The sequence below is a fragment of the Streptomyces sp. NPDC096311 genome, from assembly GCF_044763085.1.
Classification (GTDB): domain Bacteria; phylum Actinomycetota; class Actinomycetes; order Streptomycetales; family Streptomycetaceae; genus Streptomyces.
Genome location: NZ_JBIWFN010000001.1, coordinates 502,602 through 522,605 on the forward strand (window position 1 = coordinate 502,602; position 20,004 = coordinate 522,605).

Sequence of the window (20,004 nt, forward strand, 5' to 3'; positions counted from 1 at the left end):
TGTGCGTGCCCCGGCGCCCCTCCCTCGAACAGGCCCGAAAAGTTACCTGGTTGACGAGGTGCTGGTCGGGGAACTGCTCTGCTGTCCGGGGATCTGCCCGCTGCCGTGCGGGGGTTGTGACCGACCTCCCGGCCTCCGCAGGAGCGGGCGGCGGCCGAGCGCGGGCAGCGCGGGCGGAGTGAGGAAGCCCTCCGCGCGGGCGGCGGCGATCCCGATGCGGGGCAGGTCGCTGCTCTTCTCGAACAGGAGGTAACGGGGCTCCCAGACGGGCCGGTACTTGGCGTTGGCCCGGTAGAGAGACTCGAGTTGCCACCAGCGGGAGAGGAACGTCAGCACCGCGCACCACAGACGCAGTACCGGTCCGGCGCCCAGCCGGGAGCCGCGCTCGAAGACGGAACGGAACATGGCGAAGTTCAGTGAGACCCGCTGCACCCCGATCTCCTCGGCGCGCAGCAGGAGTTCGATGACCATGAACTCCATGAGGCCGTTCTCGGAGTCACGGTCCCGGCGCATCAGGTCGAGCGACAGTCCCTTGTCTCCCCACGGTACGAAACTCAGCACGGCCCGCGGTGCGTCCTGGCTGTCGCGGCACTCCAGCATCACGCACCGGCCGTCGCCCGGGTCGCCGAGCCGGCCGAGCGCCATGGAGAACCCGCGCTCGGTCTCGCCGTCCCGCCAGTGGTCCGCCCTGTCGATGAGGGTGGCCATGTCGGCCTCGGGGATGTCCTCGTGGCGGCGGATGCCGACGGTGTACCCGGCCCGGCGGATGCGGTTGTGCGCCTGGCGCACTCCGCGCATCGCGCGCCCTTCGAGGGTGAAGTCGGCGCGGTCCACGATGGCTTCGTCGCCGAGTTCGAGGGCGTCGAGGCCGTGCCGGGCGTAGATGGTGCCGGCCTCCTCGCCGGCGCCCATCACAGCCGGCGTCCAGGCGTGCCGCCGCGCCTCGTGCAGCCATGCCTCGATCGCACCGGGCCAGGCCTCGGGGTCGCCGATCGGGTCGCCGGAGGCCAGGGTCACTCCGCCGACCACCCGGTAGGCGATCGCCGCCTTGCCGCTCGGGGACCACATGACGGCCTTGTCGCGGCGCAGCGCGAAGTAGCCCAGCGAGTCCCGCTCACCGTGCTTGGCGAGAAGGCCGCGCAGACCTCGCTCGTCGTCCTCGCCGAGGAGTTCCCGCCCGCGCGGGGCGCGGAAGCAGGCGTAGAGCACGAGCAGGAAGGAGGCCGCGATCAGGATGTTGACGATCACGTCCACCCAGCGGGGCGCGACCACCGTGTCGAGGCGGTCGGCGAGCGGGCCGACGCTGACCCCACGCAGCAGCGTGTACGCGATCCGGTCGCTCAGGGGTGCCCCGGACACCTTGTTGGTGGCGCTCACCAGCAGCGTTCCGAGGGTGCCGCTGACCAGGAAGCCACCGGCGCCGACGGCCAGCGCCAGCCGGGGGTTGGAGCGGTCCCCGACGGCCTGGAACTCCTTTCGCCCCACCAGCAGCGCGACGACGAAGAGCCCGGTGAACACGGTCGAGAACCAGTTGAAGCCGTGCCGTCGGTACTGCTCCTGCGTGAGGGCCAGGACGTACAGACCGAAGAGCGGTCCCGCCAGCAGCATGTTGAAGATCCATGCGGCCCGTTTGCGGCGCCGCATCACCAGGGCCAGGAACAGCGCGAGCGCGGCCGAGACCAGCCCGGCGGTGGCCAGGTACGGCGTGAAGAACTCGCCTCCGTTGTGCTCGTGCACCTCTTCCCGGAACGGCAGCGACGTGACCGCCACCAGGTTGAGCAGCGCGAGCAGTCGCAGGTACCAGACCGTGGCCGCGGCCGCCCGTGGCCGCAGCCGGTCGCCGATGGCCGGCCGTCCGGTCGGGTCGGTCCGGCGCGACTTCGAGTTCCTCTGTTCCGGGACGAGTACTGGCTGTTGTGCAGACACCGTGGAGCATCACCTTGGGGAGAGGGCGGTGGGGGAGAGCTGTGGGAGCGGGGGCGGGTAACCCTGTGTGTTCGCTGAGAGCGACACAGCGGGGAAACCCTACATGCTGTAAGGAAAGGGTGAGTTGTGGTCGCGGTGAGGATTGCCGCCGAGGGTCTTAACGAGTGGCGGTCGGCGGTGTTGCGGGGAAAGACTGCCTGGTCCCGGCGGTGTCGAGGGGTAAGCAGCTGGTAAGAATCGAAGCGCGGACGGACTCTTCGTGGCCTGGGTGCGACCGCGCCGCCACGCTGTCGCCGTGCACCCCGCGCAGGGACGCGGACACGGGGCCTCTTGTCCGTCGCTCTCGTGTTCCCGCAGCTCAGAGGCGTGATTCTCGCCTTGCGTGGCCCTCGCGACGACTGATCGGCCGATCCGCCCTCGACGCGGCCGACCCGGGCCCGGCGGGTGATCCGCGTCCACTGTGTCGCGATTTGCACGCTCTCTTGACCGTTAGTTAGGCATGCCTACACTAAGCCCCGCCCTTGGCCGTCCGGCCTGGTACTTGCTGCATCGGAGAGAGGCCCGAGGTGTGGGACGACGCGTTTCCCAGCTTTCTGATCGGTCTGCGTGAGGGGCTGGAAGCGGGACTGATCGTCTCGGTTCTGGTAGCCACGCTCGTACGGTCCGACCAGCGCGCCCGACTGCCCCATGTATGGACGGGAGTCGCCGCCGCCATCGGGTTGTCGATGAGCTTCGGTGCGGTCCTCACGTTCACGGCGGCGAACCTGCCCGGGAAGTCGCAGGAGGCGTTCGGGGGCACGCTGAGTCTGGTCGCGGTCGTGTTCGTCACCGCCATGGTGTTCTGGATGCGGCGCTCGGCCCGTACGTTCTCCGGCGAGATCAAGCAGAAGGTCACCGCCGCGCTGGGCATGGGCGCGGGCGTACTGATCGCCACGTCGTTCCTCGCCGTCGGCCGCGAGGGCCTGGAGACCGCGTTGTTCCTGTGGACCACCGCGCAGGCCGCGGGGAGTTCCTCGGGTCCGCTGGCCGGAGCGGCGGTCGGACTGCTGATCGCCGCGGCGCTGTGCTGGGGCCTGTACCGGCGCGTCCTGCACATCAACCTCACGCGGTTCTTCAGCATCACCGGCTCCGTGCTCATCGTCATCGCCGCGGGCGTCCTCGGCTACGGCATGCGCGACCTCCAGGAAGCCACGGTGATCCCGGGCGGCACGTCGTACGCCTTCGATCTGTCGGCGCATCTCGACCCGGCCTCCTGGTACGTCACGGTCGTCCAGGGCACGCTCAACCTCACCCCGCAGATGACCTGGCTTCAGGTCGGTGTCTACGGCGCGTACCTGGCGATCGTGATGACGCTGTTCGTGCACGGCGTCCGCGGGGCGGCCCCGGCGAAGCCGGTGCCTGTGGTGTCCGCCGCCGCCGTGGCCGCCGCGCCGACGGCCGGGGCGTCCGCACCCGCCGAGGGCACGAAGCCCGCGACGCGGGCCGGAAGTGTCGTTGCGTCGACCGCCGTCGAGGCCGAGCGGTCCGCCGCGCCCGCTCCGGCCGAGGGTGCGGCCGGGTCTGTTTCCGCCGACGCCGACAAGGCCGCCACGTCGGCCGCGATCGAGGCCGAGGCCGGCCGGTCCGCCATGTCCGCCGCCGAGGGCGAGCGCGCCTCCGAAGGCGAGCCCGCCGCCGAAGGCGAGAAGTCCGCCGAGCCTGTCTCCTCCGGCCCCGAGAAGCCGTCCGCTCCCGCCGAGGGCGCCGCGGCCACGCCGTCCACCCCCCGCCGCTTCCCCCGCTGGACGGTCCCCGCCGCTCTCGTCGCCGCGCCCGCGCTCATCGCGGGGATCACCATCGCCGCCGGCAGCGGAAAGCCCGCGTCCGGGACGCCCGTCGTCGAGGTGTCCGCGGCCGCCTGCGGCAAGGGCTTCACCGCGCCCAAGCCGGGCCGACAGACCTTCCAGGTGCGCAACACCGGCTCCCGTACCTCCGAGATCTATCTGATCGATCCGGTCAGCAACGCCGTCTACGGCGAGGTCGAGGGCATCGCCCCCGGCACCACCCGCGCCCTGATCGCCACCGTCGGGACGGGCTCGTACGCCTGGCGCTGTGTGCCCAACGGCGGGAAGGCCGTCACCTCGGCGGCTGTCCGCGTCAGCGCGGGCGGCGGTTCCGTCCAGGCCGTGCTGCCGGTCTCCGAGAAGGACCTCGCCGCACCGCTGGCCGCCTACCGGACGTACGTCGACCAGGGTCTGGCCGACCTGCAGACCAGGACGCGCACCCTCCAGAGCGACCTCGACGCCGACAAGCTCGACCAGGCCCGCAAGGACTGGCTGCCCGCGCACACGCGGTACGCCTCGCTCGGCGCCGCCTACGGGACGTTCGCCGACTTCGACGCGAAGATCAACGGCCGTACGGCCGGACTCGCGGGCGGGGCCGACGACCCGGCCTTCACCGGCTTCCACCGCATCGAGTACGGCCTGTGGCACGGTCAGTCCGCCGCCACCCTCGCGCCGTACGCCAAGCAACTCGCCGCCGATGTGGACGCCCTGCGCAAGGACTTCCCGAAGCAGGACTTCGACCCGGCAGACCTCCCGCTGCGCACCCACGAGATCCTCGAGAACACCCTGCACCGCGAACTGAGCGGCAACGCCGACTACGGCAGCGGCACCGAGCTGGCCACCACCGAGGCCAACCTCGACGGCACCCGCGAACTGCTCACCCTGCTCCGCCCGCTGATCGACCAGCGCAACGCCAAGGTGATCCCGGCCGTCGACACGTGGATGCGGCGCACCGAGCAACTCGTGCTCGGCCGGCGGGCCGAGGACGGCACCTGGACGCCGCTGGACAAGCTGTCCGACACCGACCGGCAGCGCCTCGACGGCGCGGTCGGCCAGTTGCTGGAAGAGCTCGCCCCGATCCCGGACCTCCTGGAGATCCGCAAGGCCGCGTGAGCGGCCCAACGCCTGCTTGAGCGACCCCAAGGCCGCGTCAGCAGCCCGGCGCGGCGGCGCCGCCCCGAGACCGTCGGCCCACCCGCACCGAACCACCGCCCCCGCAGTACCGGGACCATGTGCCCACAGGAGAGGACCTCCCCCGATGACGACCCCGAGCCAGGACGACCAGGCCGTGCCGGGCGGCTGCCCCTTCGGCCGCCGTACGTTCACCAAGACAGCCCTCGGCGTCGGCGCGGCCGGAGCCGCCCTGGCGGGCGCCGGGCTCGTCGGGGCCCAGGTGGCCGCGGGCAGCACTCCCGCCGCGGCGGCCGACTCGGGCAGCGGCAGGGTGTCCTTCCACGGCGCCCACCAGGCCGGCATCACCACCCCCGCGCCCACGGCCGCCGTCTTCGTCTCCTTCGACGTCATCGCCGAGGACCGCACCCAACTGGTCACCCTGCTGCGCACGATCACCGAACGGGCCCGCTTCCTGACCACCGGTGGCACCCCGGTCGACCTCGGCGTGGGCGCACCGCCCTCCGACAGCGGTCTGCTGGGACCGGACCTGCCCGCGGACGACCTCACCGTCACCGTGGGCGTCGGGGCCTCGCTCTTCGACGACCGCTACGGCCTCGCCGACCGCATACCGCGCCACCTCAAGCCGATGCGCACCTTCCCCAACGACAACCTCGGCGCCGCCGAGTGCCACGGCGACCTGTCGTTGCAGCTGTGCGCCGCCAACTCCGACACGGTGCTGCACGCCCTGCGCGACATCACCCGGCACACCCGCGGCGCGATTCAGATCAAGTGGCGCATCGACGGCTTCCAGAACCCGTCCCGTCCAACCGGCGCGCAGCGCAACCTCCTCGGGTTCAAGGACGGCATCGCCAACCCCGACACGACCTCGTCCCGCGAGATGGACAAGCTGGTCTGGGTCACCGCGGCCGACGGCGAGCCGGCCTGGGCGGTCGGCGGCAGCTACCAGGTCATCCGGATCATCCGGATGCTGGTCGAGTTCTGGGACCGGGTCTCGCTCACCGAGCAGGAGAAGATGATAGGCCGCCGCCGTGACACCGGCGCTCCGCTGGACGGCGCCCAGGAGACCGACCTCCCGCGCTACACCAAGGACCCCAAGGGCGAGGCGATCCCGCTGGACGCCCACATCCGGCTCGCCAACCCCCGTACGGCCAAGACCGACACCGCCCGGATCCTGCGCCGCGGCTACAACTACGACCGGGGCGTCGACAAGGCGGGCAACCTCGACATGGGCCTGGCCTTCTGCTCCTACCAGCAGGACGTGGTCCGTCAGTTCGAGGCGACCCAGACGCGTCTGATCGACGAGCCGCTCGTCGACTACATCAGCCCCACCGGAGGCGGCTACTTCTTCGCGCTGCCCGGGGTGAAGGACACGTCCGACTGGCTGGGCCGCTCCCTCGTGGAGGGCTGAGGCGAAGGGGGAAGAGGGGGTTGGGCCGGGGCCGGCAGCGGGGGCAGGCACGAGGCCGTCCCGTCCAGCGTGCCGAGCAGAAACGGCATCACTCCCCGCTCCAGCAGGGCCAGTTGCCACTCCTCATGGGCACGCCTCACCTCGGGATCGCGGTCCTGCGAGGTGGGGCGGTCGCGCGTCGCCAGTGACCAGAGAAGGTCGCCCAGCGCCGCGCCCGCCGTCACCGCGGCCAGGATCACCACCACCATGATCAGCCCGTCGTTCAGATGCGGGCGTACGTCGAGGGCGTGCAGGTCGAACCCGCTCAGGACGTACACGCCCGCGGCGACGACACCGAGGCTCGGCACGAGCAGCGCCGAGACGGACACGGAGCCGTCTCCCACACGCACGGTGGCCTTTGAGGGGCCCTCATGCCGTCCGGACGCCCGCACCCGGAGGTACCGGTCGTACTCGACCGCGGCGGTCCGGGAGAGCGAGGGGCGCGCCTGAAGGGCTTCGGCGCGCAGGCGCTCGCGCGTGTCCCGCGCGCCGACGCGTTCCACGGCTGCCATGATCTCGGGGGAGTGGAGGGCCCGGTCCAGGATCCGCTCGAAGGTGCCGTCGCTCGGCGCCGCCGGACCGTCGTCACGTTCCTTCATTTGGGGGTCCCCCGAGACGTAAGAGGCTCACGATGAGGCAAACCCTACAGTATGTAGGGTTTCTGCTCGTCAACCTCTTCGGTGTCGTGTCTCCCTCGGGTCGCGGGATCTTCCCGGGCAATTCGGCACGGGACACGTCGCCCTGCGCCGAGCGTCACGGCCTCCCGGTGGCCCGGTGCACGAAGGCCGGCGGGAGGTTCGGCCACACCACGGGTGAGCGTTCCAACCGGTCGAAGCGGCACGCCAGTTCGGCGGTGAAGTCACGGGCGGGCGGAGTCCAGGCCGCGTGCAGATACGCGAAGGTGGTGAACCGACCGCCGGTCGCCAGGACTTCGCTCACGGCGTCCAGGACGTGCCCGCGCCGCTCTCGCGACATGACCGTCCACGGCAGCCCGGATACCACCGCGTCGACCGGTCCGCTCACCACGGCGGGCAGCTCGGCGGCCGAACCCCGCACCACGGTCAGCCGATCGTCGCGCCGTGCGGCCGACAGCCGTGCCGCGAGCACCGGATTGAGCTCGACCGCGACGAGCCGCGCCTCGGGCGCGAGCCGGGCGAGGATCGCGTCGGTGAACACCCCGGTCCCCGGGCCCAGTTCGACGACGAGCCGGGCTCGCTCCAGACCGATGCCCTCGGTCATCGCGTGGGCCAGCCGACGTGAACTGGCCGCCACGGCACCGGTCATGAGGGGCCGTCTGAGGAACTCGGTGGTGATCGACATGGCGGCCATGCTGGAAGCGCGCCGGGTGGCCGCACGTCGTATCCCCGGCCGGTGCGCGTACGACCGCGGGAGGACCCCGTGACGCCCCGCAGGACGATGCGGCGGAGCGGGCCCCGGTCATAGCGTGAGGCGGTGCATCGGCTGATCGAGACCCTGCTCCGCCGGCGGCGCGGCCACCCGTGGCTGACCGACGTCCTGTTGGTCGTGCTGGTGGCCGTGCCCCCGGTCATCCGCCCGGAGCCGGGCTGGCGGCCGGTCTGGGTACAGGCAGGCGTGTACGTCGCCCTCGTGCTGCCGCTGCTGTGGCGCCGCCGTCGGCCGGTGCTCGTCGCGGTCCTGGTGACGGCGGCCTTCTGGGCGCAGTACCTCGGACACGTGTGGGGACAGGAACCGGGGCGCGGCGCCGTCGCCCTGGCCGCGGTCCTGGCCACCCTCACCGTGCGCGGTCTGCGCCGCGCCGCCGCGCTGACGATGGTCTGCGCCGCCGCCTGCGTAGCGCTCTGGATTCCCGCGTGGCAGCGGGAGTACGTGGGTCCGGGCGCCCGAGGTGCCTGGCTCACCCCGCTCGCGGTGGGGCTGCTGCTGACCGGGGCCTGGGTGTTCGGCGAGTACGTCCGTGCCCGGCGCGCCTATCTCGCCGAGTTCGAGCGGCGGGCCGTACTCGTCGAGTCGGAGCGCCTCGCCCTGGCCCGGGTCGCCGTCGCCGAGGAACGGGCGCGCATCGCCCGCGAGATCCACGACGTCCTCGCGCACAGCGTGAGCGTGATGGTGGTCAACGCCGAGGGCGGCAGGCTGATGCGGCATGTCGACCCCGCCGTCGTCGACCGCACCCTCGGCATCATCAGCGCGACCGGCCGCGAGGCCCTCGGTGAACTGCGCCGGCTGCTGGAGGTGCTGCGTACGCCCGACGCGGACGCCTCAGCCGATCTTCCCGACGTCGACCACAGCCCCGACTCCGCTCTCGGCTGCGGCCCCGATGCGGCTCCCGAGCCCCTCGCGGCCGATCTGCGTCGGCTGATCGGACGCCTCAACACCAGCGGCACGCGCGCCCGGCTGGACCTGCGCGGTGAGCACGGCGGCCTTCCGGCGGACCTCACCGTGCAGACGTACCGCATCGTGCAGGAGGCGCTCACCAACATCGTCAAGCACGCGCCGCCGGACGCCACGATCCACGTACGGGTCGACACGGGCACTCAGGGGCCCGGGCGGCTGGTCCGCGTGCGGGTGGAGAACTCGGCCGGAGCCTCAGCCGCAGGGGGTGCCGTCGCCGAGCGCCCCGCCCCGCTGCCCTCGTCCGGTCGCGGTCTCACCGGCATGCGCGAACGCACCGCCCTGTACGGCGGGAGTGTCGACGCCGGGCCCACACCCGACGGCGGCTACCAGGTCGCCGCCACCCTGCGCGCCGCCGAGCCCGAGCCCACCGGGACGGGCTCATGACCGGCCCGACCTCGATCCCGACCTCGACCCCGTCCCCGTTCCGCGTACTGATCTGCGACGACCAGGAGCTGATCCGGATGGGGCTGCGCATGGTCGTCGACAGCCAGCCCGACCTCACCGTGGTGGGCGAGGCCGCCGACGGCGACGCGGCGATCGCGGGCGCGGCGGCCCTGGCGCCGGACCTCGTCCTGATGGACGTACGCATGCCCGGTCTGGACGGACTCGCCGCCACCGAGCATCTCTGCGCGCAGCCCCAAGGACCCCGGATCCTCGTCGTCACCACCTTCGACCTCGACGAGTACGCCTACGCGGCCCTGCGTGCCGGCGCGAACGGCTTCCTCGTCAAGGACGCCCCGGCCGAGGAGATCCTGGTGACCGTCCGGGCGGTGCTGCGGGGCGAGGTCATGGTGGCGCCCGCGCTCACCCGGCGCCTGGTCGAACGCTTCGTCCTGCACGGGCCCGCGTCCGCGTCCACGCCCGCCCAGCGCCGCCGCCTCGCCGCCCTCACCGAGCGGGAACGGGAAGTCCTCGCCCTGGTCGCCCGGGGACTGGCCAACGGCGAGATCGCGGCCCGCCTCTTCGTCGGCGAGACGACCGTCAAGACCCACCTCGGCCGCATCCTGACCAAGCTCGGCCTCCGGGACCGTATCCACGCGGTGATCTTCGCCTACGAGAGCGGGCTGGTACGGGTCGGGGACTGAGCGGTGACGGGCATCCCGCCGTCCGGCGGGACTTCTCCGCCGTCTGGCGCTGCCGTGGGACCGCGGGCGCGCGGCACGATGACAGCCAGTGGTCACAGGGACGTGGCCCGGACGCAGGGAGAGCCGATGACCACCCAACCGTCAGCCGAGGCACAGGGCTCCCAGGTCGGACCGCCCCCGCCGTTCGACCCGGAGCTCGCTGCCGCCCTCGAGATCATCCGCGAACAGCTGCCGTCCTCGTTCAGCATCGAGATGATCCCGGCGCTGCGCGAGGGCATCACCCTGTCCGACGGGACGGACCTGGACCTGACCCGGGACGGCGCCTTCGCGGTGGAGGAGCGCACGGTGCCCGGGCCGCAGGGCGCACCGGACATCTCCCTGCTCATCTGCCGGCCGACCCGGGCCGCCGGGGCCGTGCCCGTCGTCTACAACGTGCACGGTGGCGGCATGGTGATCGGCGACAACCGCACCGGCGTCGGGGAAATGCTCGACTGGGCCGAGGAGCTGGGCACGGCCGTGGTGTCGGTGGAGTACCGCCTCGCGCCCGAACACCCGCATCCGGCCCTCGTCGAGGACTGCTACGCCGGACTGATGTGGACGGCCGAGCATGCCGGGGAACTGGAGTTCGACCCAGAGCGGATCATCGTCGCGGGCGCGAGCGCCGGGGGCGGTCTGACCGCGGCGGTCGCCCTGCTCGCCCGGGACCGCGGCGCACCGGCGCTCCTGGGGCAGGTGCTGCTGTGCCCGATGCTCGACGACCGCAACGACACCCCCTCCAGCCATCAGATGGCCGGTCTCGGCGTGTGGGACCGCGCGGCGAACCACATGGGGTGGACGGCCCTGCTCGGTGACGCCCGCGGCGGCCCGGACGTCTCTCCCTACGCCGCCCCGGCCCGCGCCGACGACCTCTCCGGGCTGCCCCCGGCCTTCATCGACGTCGGCTCGGCCGAGACCTTCCGGGACGAGGCCGTCGCCTACGCGAGCGGCCTGTGGCAGGCGGGCGGCCGGGCCGAACTCCACGTGTGGCCCGGTGGCTTCCACGGATACGACCTGATGGCGCCGCAGGCCGCCCTGTCCCAGGACACCAAGGCGGCACGGCTGCGCTGGCTGCGCCGGCTCCTGGAGAACTGACCCCCTCCACCGGGCGTTCCTGCCGGTGACGGCTTGGCATCGGGCGCCGGAGGACGGAGCATGAGGGGCGACGCTTTCCGGTGGCCTGTGCGAGGTGAGTGAGTTCGGTGAAGGAGCTGGCGGGCAGGCTCGCGGCGCTCGACCCCGACGCGGGTGCCGCACTCCAGGTGATCTCCTACTTCGACCGGCTGATCGAGGGCCGGGCGGGTCTGGAGTCCCTGGTGCGCGGCGCGGCCGTGCTGTCCGGCAGCCCGGCCCGGCTCGTCGACGAGGAGCGCGGGGTCCGCGTCCGGGTCGAGGCCGACGGGACACGCCGGGACGACGGCGGCCCCCTCGACCCGGCCTGGCCCTCGGCCCCCTTGACGCCGGACGGACCACCTGCCGTCTGGCTGGAGCGCACGGGAACCTTCGACCGCACGGGAGTCTCCGACGGGGTCCACGCGATGGTCCTCGAGCGCGCCGCGGCCGCCGCCCGGGTGGTGCTGGACAGGACGCGCGGGCGGGCCCCGGCAAAGACCCGCCAGGCCGACCCCGCCTCGGTCGAGGTGCTCCTGGACGCCTCCGCCACCGAGCACGCCCGACGGCAGGCGGCCGTCCGGCTCGGCCTGCGGGACGTGGCCGCCGCCCGTGTGGTGGCGACCGCCGAGGGCGGGCCGCTCGTCGAAGCGGTGCCCGCCACCGGCGACAGCACGCCCACCACCGGTGGCCGTCGCGCGGGCATCGGCCCCGCGGTGCCCGTACGGGACCTCCCGGCGTCGTGGGCCGCCGCCCGGACCGCCCTGCGGTTCACGGCGGAGGGCACCGACCAGGACCCCGGCCCCCGCACGGTGTACGCGGACGAGCTGGGCGGCCTCGCGCTGCTCGCGGACACGGTCGGCCCGACCACGGAACCTGTTCCCGACGTCCGCGCCCTCGAACACGCCGTCGCGACGGCCCCCTGGGCGGCGAGCACGCTGAACGCGGTCGCCTTCAGCACGAGTCTGCGAGCCGCCGCGGCGGAGCTGAACGTGCACCACTCCACACTCCAGGACCGCCTCGTCCAGGCCGAGCACTGGCTCGACTGGCCGGTCCATGACCCGCACGGCCGGCTCCGCCTCCAACTGGCGCTGGTCCTACGACGGTTGCACCGGAACGCGGCACGCTAGCGCGCGCTCCCGGGACGGCCCACGCGGGGCGGTCGTAGCGCTACACGGAGCGGTGGTACTGGTCGGGGACGTGGACCTGGACCTCCGCGCCCAGTTCACGGGCCGCCAGGCGCGCGAACGAGGGGTTGCGCAGCAGCTCGCGCCCCAGCAGCACGGCGTCGGCCTCGTCGTTGGCGAGGATCTTCGCGGCCTGTTCTGCGTCGGTGATGAGACCGACGGCGGCGACGGGCAGCGAGGTCTCCGCCTTGACCCGGGCGGCGAAGGGGACTTGGTAACCCGGCCCGACCGGAATGCGTACGCCCGAGACGTTGCCGCCGGTGGAGACGTCCAGCAGGTCGATGCCGTGCGCGCGCAGCTCGCCCGCGAAGCGGACGGTGTCGTCGGCGCTCCAGCCGCCCTCCTCCAGCCAGTCGGTGGCGGAGATCCGGAAGAACAGCGGCTTGTCGTCGGGCCAGACCTCCCGCACCGCGTCCACGACCTCGAGGGCGAAGCGGACACGGTTCTCGTACGAGCCGCCGTACGCGTCGGTGCGGTGGTTGGAGTGCGGGGAGAGGAACTCGTTGACGAGGTATCCGTGGGCGCCGTGGATCTCGGCGATCTCGAAACCGGCGTCCAGGGCGCGCCGTGCCGCGTCCGCGAACTGGCCCACGATCTCCCGGATCCCGGCCACGGTCAGCTCGGTCGGCACCGGGTGCCGCTCGTCGAAGGCCAGCGCGCTGGGAGCGAGCGGCTGCCAGCCGTACGCGTCCTCACCGACCGGCGCGCCGCCCTTCCAGGGACGGTCGGTGGCGGCCTTGCGGCCGCTGTGCGCGAGCTGGATCGCGGGCACGGTGCCCTGGCTCCTGAGGAAGCGGGTGATCCTGCGGAAGGCCTCGACCTGTGTGTCGTTCCAGATGCCCAGGTCGTAGGGGCTGATCCGGCCCTCGGGGGAGACGGCGGTGGCCTCGACGACGATCAGCCCCGTGCCGCCGGCGGCACGGGCGGCGTAGTGGGCGAAGTGCCAGTCGTTCGGCGCGCCCGCCGAGGGTCCCTCCGGCGCGGCCGAGTACTGGCACATCGGGGGCATCCACACCCGGTTCGGGATGGTCACCTCGCGCAGGGTGAAGGGCTCGAAGAGCGTGCTCACGGCGGACTCCGTTCGTCGAGGGTGCCGAGCTGCATCTCGTACGATAGACGTCGTAGTACGGCGTGTGTCAAACTACGAGAGATGTCGAACAATCCTCGTACACTGAGGTTCCTGGACGAAGATGAGGTTCCTGAACGAAGTGGAGCCACCGTGACGACCGCAGACCCCCGCAGCCGCAACCTGCCGCACCCCGTGCGTGCGGACATCCGCCTGGAGTCGGTGCTGCACGCGCTCTCCGACCCCATGCGGCTGCGGATCGTGCGCGAGCTCGCCGCCGCCGTCGGCGACGAGCTCTCCTGCTCGCACTTCGACCTGCCGGTCACCAAGTCCACCACCACGCACCATTTCCGGGTGCTCCGTGAGAGCGGGGTGATCCGGCAGGTCTACCGGGGAACGGCCAAGATGAACGCCCTGCGCGGAGCCGACCTGGACGCGCTGTTCCCCGGGTTCCTCGACAGCGTCCTCGCCGCGATCGAGCGGCAGGGCGAGCGGCTCGGCGAACCTCGGCGAACGGCTGGGTGACCGGCCGGGCGATCGGCCGGGCGATCGGCCGATCGCCCGGTGGGGATCAGACTGAGGCGGCCTTCGGTTCGGCGGCGGCCCCGGCCGAACCCGCCTTCCCCGGCAGGTGGTTGAAGAGCAGGTTCAGGACGATCGCCGTCAGGCACCCGGCGCTGATCCCGCTGTTCATCACCGTCTGGAACCAGTCGGGGAACTTCGCGTAGACCGTCGGCACGCCGACGGGGAGCATGCCCACGGCGACCGAGACGGCCACCACCGTCAGGTTGTCGTTGCCCTTGAAGTCCACCTCGGCCAGCGTCCGCAGCCCGCTCGCGGCGACCGTCCCGAACATGACCAGACCCGCGCCGCCAAGGACCGGCGCCGGCACCGCCGCGACCACCGCGCCCAGTTTGGGCAGCAGACCGAGCAGGACGAGGATGCCGCCCGCGGTCGCCACCACCCAGCGGCTGCGCACCCGGGTCATGCCGACCAGACCCACGTTCTGCGCGAACGCCGTGTAGGGGAAGGTGTTGAACACACCGCCGAGCACCGTGGAGAGACCGTCGGCGCGCAGACCGTCGGCCAGCGTGCGCGGCTCGACCTTCCGGTCGGTCATCTCGCCGACCGCGATGAGGTCACCGGTCGTCTCCGTCATCGTCACCAGTGCCACGACCAGCATCGAAACGATCGCGGAGGCGTGGAAGGTCGGCGTGCCGAAGTGGAACGGCGTGCTGATCCCGACCCAGTCGGCGTCCCCGACCCCGCCGAAGTCCGTGAACCCGAACGGCACCGCCACGGCGAGGCCCACCGCGATGCCGACCAGCACCGCGATGCGGCTCAGGAAGGGCGGCGCGAACCGCTGCACAGCCAGCACCACGGCCAGGACGAAGCCCGCGAGCGCCAGGTTCTTCGGTTCCCCGAAGTCCTTCGCGCCCACGCCGCCGGCCGCCCAGTTGCCCGCCACCGGCAGCAGCGAGACCCCGATGATCAGGATGACGGTGCCCGTGACCAGCGGCGGGAAGAAGCGCAGCAGCCTGCCGAAGACCGGCGCCAGCAACACGATCGCGAGCCCCGCGACGATCACCGATCCGTAGATCGCGGTCAGTCCGCCGCCCGTCGTCCCGATCAGGACCATCGGCGTGACCGCCGCGAAGGTGCAGCCCTGCATGATCGGCAGTCGTACACCGAACCGCCAGAAGCCCACGCACTGGATGAGGGTCGCGATACCGCACACCAGCAGGTCCGCGGTGATCAGATACGCGAGGTCGGCGGGCGAGAGCTTCATCGCCCCGCCCACGATCAGCGGCACGGCCACCGCGCCCGCGTACATCGCGAGCACGTGCTGCAGCCCGAAGGCGGCCAGGTGGCGTACGGGTGGGACCTCGTCGACGGGATGCACGGGATGCGCGGGTGCGGTGGTCGCCATGGGCACTCCAGGAGCGGCGGGTGGGGACGGGGACGGCCGGACGGCGCGAGGAACGTCCGAACAGCACGAGACCGTAAAGGGCTTGAACAGTTTGTTGATTTCCGGCCCGTTGCCGCTATGTGTCATGCCCACCGAGTCGCGCCCGACCCCGCCGGAAACGCCCTAGGACGAAGTCGCCGTCCGTGCCGCCGCCAGCAGTGACGTCCAGTCGGGCAGCTTGACCACACCCCGTCCGAGCGAGGCCCCGAGCTCCGCCTCCGCCCGCTCGATCGCCTCCCATCCGGCCCACGGAACCGGTGTCGCCCCGGCCGCCCGCAGCCCCGCGAGGGGATCCTCGGCCAGCTCCCGTCGTACGAGTTCGGGGGCGTCCTCGACGAGCGAGGTCACCGTCTCCTTGGCGCACGGCCGGTTGGTGCCGATGACTCCGGTCGGGCCCCGCTTGATCCAGCCCGCCACATACTCGCCCGGCGCGACCACGCCGTCCCGCAGCACCCGGCCCGCGCGGTGCGGCACCGTGCCGTGGTCCGTGTCGAAGGGCAGTCCCTCGAGGGGGACGCCCCGATAGCCGACCGAGCGCAGCACCAACTGCGCCTCGATGTCCTCGTACCGCCCCGTGCCCGTCACCCCGCCGTGCCCGTCGGGCGCCGTACGCTCGAAGCGCACCGCGCCCACCCGGGTGCCGTCGCCCTCGTCGGGAAGCAGCTCGACCGGGCGCAGGAAGAAGCGCAGCCGGATCCGGCGGGCCCGGTCCTGCGCCGGCGCGGCGGCCCACCCCCGCAGCACCTCCACATTGCGGCGCTGCGCGGCGGGCAGGTCCGACGGGTCGGTGTACTGCGGATCGAGTGCCAACTCCTCGGGATCCACCACGACTTCGGTGTCCGGCAGCGAGCCGAGCTCGCGCAGCTCCTTGGTGGTGAACCGCGCCTGCGAGGGACCGCGCCGCCCGATCATGCTGATCTCGGTCACCTTGCTCGCGGCCAGCGCGCTCAGCGCCGCCTGCGGCACGTCCGTGGGGCTCAGCTCGGACGCGCCGCGGGCCAGCATCCGGGCCACGTCCACGGCGACGTTCCCGACGCCGACGACCACCGCCGAGCGCGCGCCGAGCACGAAGCCGTCGGTGACGGAGTCGGGGTGCGCGCTGTACCAGGACACGAACTCGGTCGCCGAGCAGCTGCCCGACAGCGCCTCGCCCGGCACTCCGAGATGGCGGTCGGTGGCGGCCCCCACGCAGTAGACCACCGCGTGGTACAGCTCCCGCAGCCGGGTCACGGGCACCCCGCCCGGGCCGACCTGGACACCGCCCAGGAACCGCACCCGCTCGTCCTCCAGGACCGCCCGCAGATTGTTCTGCAGCGACTTGATCTTCTCGTGGTCCGGCGCCACGCCGTAGCGCACCAGGCCGTACGGGCACGGCAGCCGGTCCAGGACGTCCACCCGGACCTCGGACAGCCCGCTCTGGACGAGGCTCTGGGCGGTGTAGACCCCGCTGGGCCCCGAGCCGATGACGGCGACATACAGCACGGCGGAACTCCCAATCCGAAACCCGAACAGCTCGAGGAGATCGCTGATGGCTCCAGCATCGCACCACCGACGCTCCGCTGACAGGGTCCGGCGCGCGGCACACGCCTACGGGTTCATCCGCACGGGAAGTCATGACATGAATACATATGGTGATCGTTCCGGTGGTCGCCGGAGGTGTCGCCGAGCGTCACCGCAACGCGCGCATCCTGCTGATCTCGCTCGCCTGCTGGGCGATCACGTCGTCGGCCATCTCCTCGACCTGGATGTTGTTGCCCTGGGCCTTCACCTCCGTGGCCATGGCGATCGCCCCGTCGTGATGTGTGATCATCAGCTTCAGGAAGAGCGCGTCGAAGGCTTTGCCCCGCGCCGCGCGCAACTCCTTCAGCTGCGCCTCGGTCGCCATGCCGGGCATCGCCTCGTGCCGGTGCTCCGTGGCCCGCTTGTCGCCGCGGTGGGCCGTGAGCCAGCCCTTCATCGTGGTGATCTCCGGCCCCTGCGCGGCCGCGATCCGCGCGGCGAGCCGCTTCACCTGACCCGACGCTGCCTGCTTCGGGGCGAGTCCGGTCATCTCCAGGGCCTGGGTGTGATGTTCGATCATCTTCCGCGCGTAGGCGAAGTCCGCCGTGTTGGGGGAGTCGTCCTCGTTGCGCTGCTTCGCGGCGTCCGCGGCGGAGAGTGTCTCGGCCGCCTCGCCCGGCTTGCCGGGGGCGATCACCGAAGGCCCGCTCGTCCCGGCGGACCTGGGCGCGGAAGTCGAGCCGGAGTCGCAGCCCCCGAGCGCGAGCACGGCGACCGTCAGCGAGGCCGCGCCCAGGAGCGCACGGGACGCGCGGGACGTACGACGGAGCAACACATCGACCTCCAGGGGCACATGAAGCGCCGGACACCTCACGGGTGTTTCATGACCGTCCTAGCACGCCGGTGAACGTTACTGATTGAAAACCTTCATTACGAGTGCGTTGCCATCTGTTGATCAACGCATGGTCCGGACAATACTTCTGGGGTCCGTGAACCGTTCGACTGCGAACGGCTACAAGGGAGGACGCAGTGACCCTGTTGATCGATCCCCGAACGCGGCGCAGACGCCTGGGAGTTGCGGTGGCCGCGGCCGGACTTCTGGCCGCCCTGCTCACGGCCGGCCCGGCGGCCGCGACCCCCGATCCCGGGGACGGCCCCGCCGTTGCGGAGAAGGTGTCCCGCAGTGACGTCATCGAGACCAGGACGGCGATCGCGAACGGCGAGATACCCGGGCAGGACGAGATCGTCCACTCCGACAACATCGAACACCTCACCAACATCCCCAAGGACGCGCTGCCCGGCACCAATTCCGACCTCGCCTTCCAGGGCACGTACGCCTTCGCCGGCAACTACGACGGCTTCCGCATCTTCGACATCAGCAACCCGAAGGCGCCCAGGACGGTGGCGCAGGTGCTCTGCCCGGGCTCGCAGAACGATGTGTCCGTCTCCGGCAACCTGCTCTTCCTGTCCACCGACTCCTCGCGCAGCGACAACTCCTGCAACAGCACCACGCAGCCCGCGACCGAGAAGTCCTCGTGGGAGGGCATGAAGGTCTTCGACATCACCGACAAGGCGAACCCGAAGTACGTCGCCGCCGTCGAGACCGCCTGCGGCTCGCACACCCACACGCTGGTGCCCGAGCGCAGGAATGTCTACATCTACGTCGCCTCGTACTCGCCGAGCGCCACCTTCCCCGACTGCCGGCCCCCGCACGACGGCATCTCGGTCATCAAGGTGCCGCGCGAAGCCCCTGAGAAGGCCGCCGTGGTGAACTTCCCGGTGCTGTTCCCGGGCGAGGGACCGGACGGCGGCGGCAACCCGGGGGCGCCCACCAACCCGGGCGTCTCCAAGACCACCGGCTGCCACGACATCACGGTCCTGCCCTCCAAGGACCTGGCCGCCGGTGCCTGCATGGGCGACGGCATCCTGTTCTCCATCAAGGACCCGGAGCACCCGAAGGTCATCGACCAGGTCGAGGACAACGTCAACTTCGCGTTCTGGCACTCGGCGACCTTCAACCAGAAGGCGAACAAGGTCGTGTTCACCGACGAGTTGGGCGGCGGTGGGGCGGCCACCTGCAACGCGGCCATCGGCCCGAACCGCGGCGCCGACGGCATCTACGACATCGTCGGCAAGGGCGACAAGCGCAAGCTCGTCTTCAAGAACTACTTCAAGATCCCCCGCCACCAGGCCGACACCGAGAACTGCGTGGCCCACAACGGCTCGCTGATCCCCGTCAAGGGCAAGGACCTCATGGTCCAGGCCTGGTATCAGGGCGGTGTCTCCGTCTGGGACTTCACCGACTCCTCGAACCCGAAGGAGATCGCCTACTTCGAGCGCGGACCGCTGACCACCGACAAGCTCACGGTCGGCGGCTCCTGGTCGGCGTACTACTACAACGGCTACATCTACTCGAACGACATCGCCAAGGGCTTCGACGTCCTCAAGCTCAGCGACCGGCGCACCGATCCGGCCAAGTGGGTCCACCTGCGCGAGCTCAACGTCCAGACGCAGCCGCACTACTTCGACTGATCGTCGGGCGGCTGCTCGTCCGGTCGCCGGCCGGTCGTGAAGAACCGTGACAGATCGCTCTCGCACGTCCCGCCGGGCACCTCGGTGTCCGGCGGGACACCCATCTCCCAGTCGAGGTGGTAGCGCTCGAACAACTCGGCCCGCAGCCTCGGGACCGGCATCGGCGCACCCGGCACCAGGGCCGCGTATACCGCGCCCATGAGCACCGCCCGCAGCATCGGGTAGTCGGTGTCGGCGTCCTGGGAGCCGTACTTGGCGACGGTCTCCCGCAGGAGCTGCGCGAGGCGCTGCTGCTCCGGACACTGCACGAACCCCTCGCCCTGCAAGATGCCCGCCATGTGCTGACGCATCAGCACGGGCCGGTCCCGCGCCAGGCCCAGAATCGCGTCGATGGCCCGAGCCAGCCGCTCCCGGCCGTCCTCGGTACGAGGCTCGCGCTCCAGCCCCTCCTCCAGCGTGCGGTGCATCATCCGGTGCACGGCGGACTGCAGGAGCTGGCGTTTGCCGGGGAAGTAGTACGACACCAGTCCGCGCGCCGATCCCGCGCGATCCGCGATGTCCCCGAGCGTCGTCGCCTCGTAGCCGCGCTCGTTCACCAGCTCCACCGCGGCCTGCAACAGCCGCTCCCGGGAACGCCGCCGCAACTCTTCATTGACCGACGGGCTGCGCGGGGACATGCTGGAACTCCTGTGTTGACTGGCTGCCAGCCAACTATACTCAGAGCGTCCGGGCCATGACCCACCGCGGGGGAGGCTTCGGGCTGCCGTCCGCCTGGGGCGACGCGGGGGATCGTCTCAGGCGGACGGGCACAGGGCG

At 71.7% G+C, this 20,004-nt stretch carries 16 protein-coding genes; 8 read left to right on the plus strand and 8 right to left on the minus strand.

Annotated features, from left to right (window positions below):
• Window positions 1-42: 42 nt before the first annotated feature.
• Window positions 43-1,926: a phosphatidylglycerol lysyltransferase domain-containing protein gene (locus ACIRA5_RS02290; RefSeq protein WP_403686363.1), complete on the minus strand. Its 1,884-nt coding sequence runs from the start codon at window positions 1,924-1,926 to the stop codon at window positions 43-45.
• A 566-nt stretch (window positions 1,927-2,492) separates the two neighbouring features.
• On the opposite strand from ACIRA5_RS02290, the gene efeU reads away from it, so the two are divergent.
• On the plus strand, window positions 2,493-4,862 hold the full coding sequence (gene efeU / locus ACIRA5_RS02295) for an iron uptake transporter permease EfeU (RefSeq protein ID WP_403686365.1): 2,370 nt from the start codon (window positions 2,493-2,495) through the stop codon (window positions 4,860-4,862).
• 145 nt (window positions 4,863-5,007) lie between these two features.
• Window positions 5,008-6,291, plus strand: coding sequence for an iron uptake transporter deferrochelatase/peroxidase subunit (gene efeB / locus ACIRA5_RS02300; protein WP_403686367.1), 1,284 nt, complete (start codon window positions 5,008-5,010; stop codon window positions 6,289-6,291).
• On the opposite strand, the gene ACIRA5_RS02305 is transcribed toward efeB, so the two are convergent.
• A complete protein-coding gene (locus tag ACIRA5_RS02305; protein ID WP_403686369.1) occupies window positions 6,222-6,929 on the minus strand; it encodes a hypothetical protein in 708 nt (235 codons plus the stop codon). The two genes, efeB and ACIRA5_RS02305, sit on opposite strands and share 70 nt — an antisense overlap.
• A 154-nt stretch (window positions 6,930-7,083) precedes the next feature.
• Window positions 7,084-7,650 carry a class I SAM-dependent methyltransferase gene (locus ACIRA5_RS02310; protein WP_403686371.1) on the minus strand — a complete coding sequence of 189 codons (567 nt, stop codon included), beginning with the start codon at window positions 7,648-7,650 and terminating at the stop codon, window positions 7,084-7,086.
• Between the two features lie 132 nt (window positions 7,651-7,782).
• On the opposite strand from ACIRA5_RS02310, the gene ACIRA5_RS02315 reads away from it, so the two are divergent.
• From ACIRA5_RS02315 to ACIRA5_RS02330, 4 genes are all read left to right on the plus strand, one after another.
• Complete coding sequence (locus ACIRA5_RS02315) at window positions 7,783-9,087, plus strand: sensor histidine kinase (protein WP_403686373.1); 1,305 nt, start codon at window positions 7,783-7,785, stop codon at window positions 9,085-9,087.
• Entirely contained in the window at window positions 9,084-9,788 is a 705-nt protein-coding gene (locus ACIRA5_RS02320; protein ID WP_403686375.1) for a response regulator, read from the plus strand. Before ACIRA5_RS02315 ends, ACIRA5_RS02320 begins: the two co-directional genes overlap by 4 nt.
• Window positions 9,789-9,914: 126 nt before the next feature.
• Window positions 9,915-10,919: an alpha/beta hydrolase gene (locus ACIRA5_RS02325; protein ID WP_403686377.1), complete on the plus strand. Its 1,005-nt coding sequence runs from the start codon at window positions 9,915-9,917 to the stop codon at window positions 10,917-10,919.
• 107 nt (window positions 10,920-11,026) lie between these two features.
• Complete coding sequence (locus ACIRA5_RS02330) at window positions 11,027-12,064, plus strand: helix-turn-helix domain-containing protein (protein ID WP_403686378.1); 1,038 nt, start codon at window positions 11,027-11,029, stop codon at window positions 12,062-12,064.
• A gap of 40 nt (window positions 12,065-12,104) precedes the next feature.
• Here ACIRA5_RS02330 and ACIRA5_RS02335 read toward each other — a convergent pair whose 3' ends face one another.
• Entirely contained in the window at window positions 12,105-13,190 is a 1,086-nt protein-coding gene (locus ACIRA5_RS02335) for an NADH:flavin oxidoreductase/NADH oxidase (RefSeq protein WP_403686380.1), read from the minus strand.
• Window positions 13,191-13,340: 150 nt separating this feature from the next.
• On the opposite strand from ACIRA5_RS02335, the gene ACIRA5_RS02340 reads away from it, so the two are divergent.
• Window positions 13,341-13,712: an ArsR/SmtB family transcription factor gene (locus ACIRA5_RS02340; RefSeq protein ID WP_403686382.1), complete on the plus strand. Its 372-nt coding sequence runs from the start codon at window positions 13,341-13,343 to the stop codon at window positions 13,710-13,712.
• Between the two features lie 46 nt (window positions 13,713-13,758).
• On the opposite strand, the gene ACIRA5_RS02345 is transcribed toward ACIRA5_RS02340, so the two are convergent.
• From ACIRA5_RS02345 to ACIRA5_RS02355, 3 genes are all read right to left on the minus strand, one after another.
• Window positions 13,759-15,117 carry a nucleobase:cation symporter-2 family protein gene (locus ACIRA5_RS02345; RefSeq protein WP_403686384.1) on the minus strand — a complete coding sequence of 453 codons (1,359 nt, stop codon included), beginning with the start codon at window positions 15,115-15,117 and terminating at the stop codon, window positions 13,759-13,761.
• Between the two features lie 162 nt (window positions 15,118-15,279).
• Complete coding sequence (locus ACIRA5_RS02350) at window positions 15,280-16,638, minus strand: FAD-dependent oxidoreductase (protein WP_403686386.1); 1,359 nt, start codon at window positions 16,636-16,638, stop codon at window positions 15,280-15,282.
• Between the two features lie 187 nt (window positions 16,639-16,825).
• Window positions 16,826-17,509: a DUF305 domain-containing protein gene (locus ACIRA5_RS02355; protein WP_403686388.1), complete on the minus strand. Its 684-nt coding sequence runs from the start codon at window positions 17,507-17,509 to the stop codon at window positions 16,826-16,828.
• Between the two features lie 176 nt (window positions 17,510-17,685).
• Between ACIRA5_RS02355 and ACIRA5_RS02360 the strand changes: the two genes are divergently transcribed.
• Window positions 17,686-19,188, plus strand: a complete 1,503-nt coding sequence (locus tag ACIRA5_RS02360; RefSeq protein ID WP_403686390.1) for an LVIVD repeat-containing protein — start codon at window positions 17,686-17,688, stop codon at window positions 19,186-19,188.
• Here ACIRA5_RS02360 and ACIRA5_RS02365 read toward each other — a convergent pair.
• Entirely contained in the window at window positions 19,176-19,865 is a 690-nt protein-coding gene (locus ACIRA5_RS02365; protein WP_403686392.1) for a TetR/AcrR family transcriptional regulator, read from the minus strand. The two genes, ACIRA5_RS02360 and ACIRA5_RS02365, sit on opposite strands and share 13 nt — an antisense overlap.
• Window positions 19,866-20,004 lie beyond the last annotated feature (139 nt).

Coding starts and splice junctions, on each gene's coding strand:
- efeB (WP_403686367.1), top strand. CDS start 5,008: ATGACGACCCCGAGCCAGGACGACCAGGCCGTGCCGGGCGGCTGCCCC.
- ACIRA5_RS02305 (WP_403686369.1), bottom strand. CDS start 6,929: ATGAAGGAACGTGACGACGGTCCGGCGGCGCCGAGCGACGGCACCTTC.
- ACIRA5_RS02310 (WP_403686371.1), bottom strand. CDS start 7,650: ATGTCGATCACCACCGAGTTCCTCAGACGGCCCCTCATGACCGGTGCC.
- ACIRA5_RS02320 (WP_403686375.1), top strand. CDS start 9,084: ATGACCGGCCCGACCTCGATCCCGACCTCGACCCCGTCCCCGTTCCGC.
- ACIRA5_RS02325 (WP_403686377.1), top strand. CDS start 9,915: ATGACCACCCAACCGTCAGCCGAGGCACAGGGCTCCCAGGTCGGACCG.
- ACIRA5_RS02345 (WP_403686384.1), bottom strand. CDS start 15,117: ATGGCGACCACCGCACCCGCGCATCCCGTGCATCCCGTCGACGAGGTC.
- ACIRA5_RS02365 (WP_403686392.1), bottom strand. CDS start 19,865: ATGTCCCCGCGCAGCCCGTCGGTCAATGAAGAGTTGCGGCGGCGTTCC.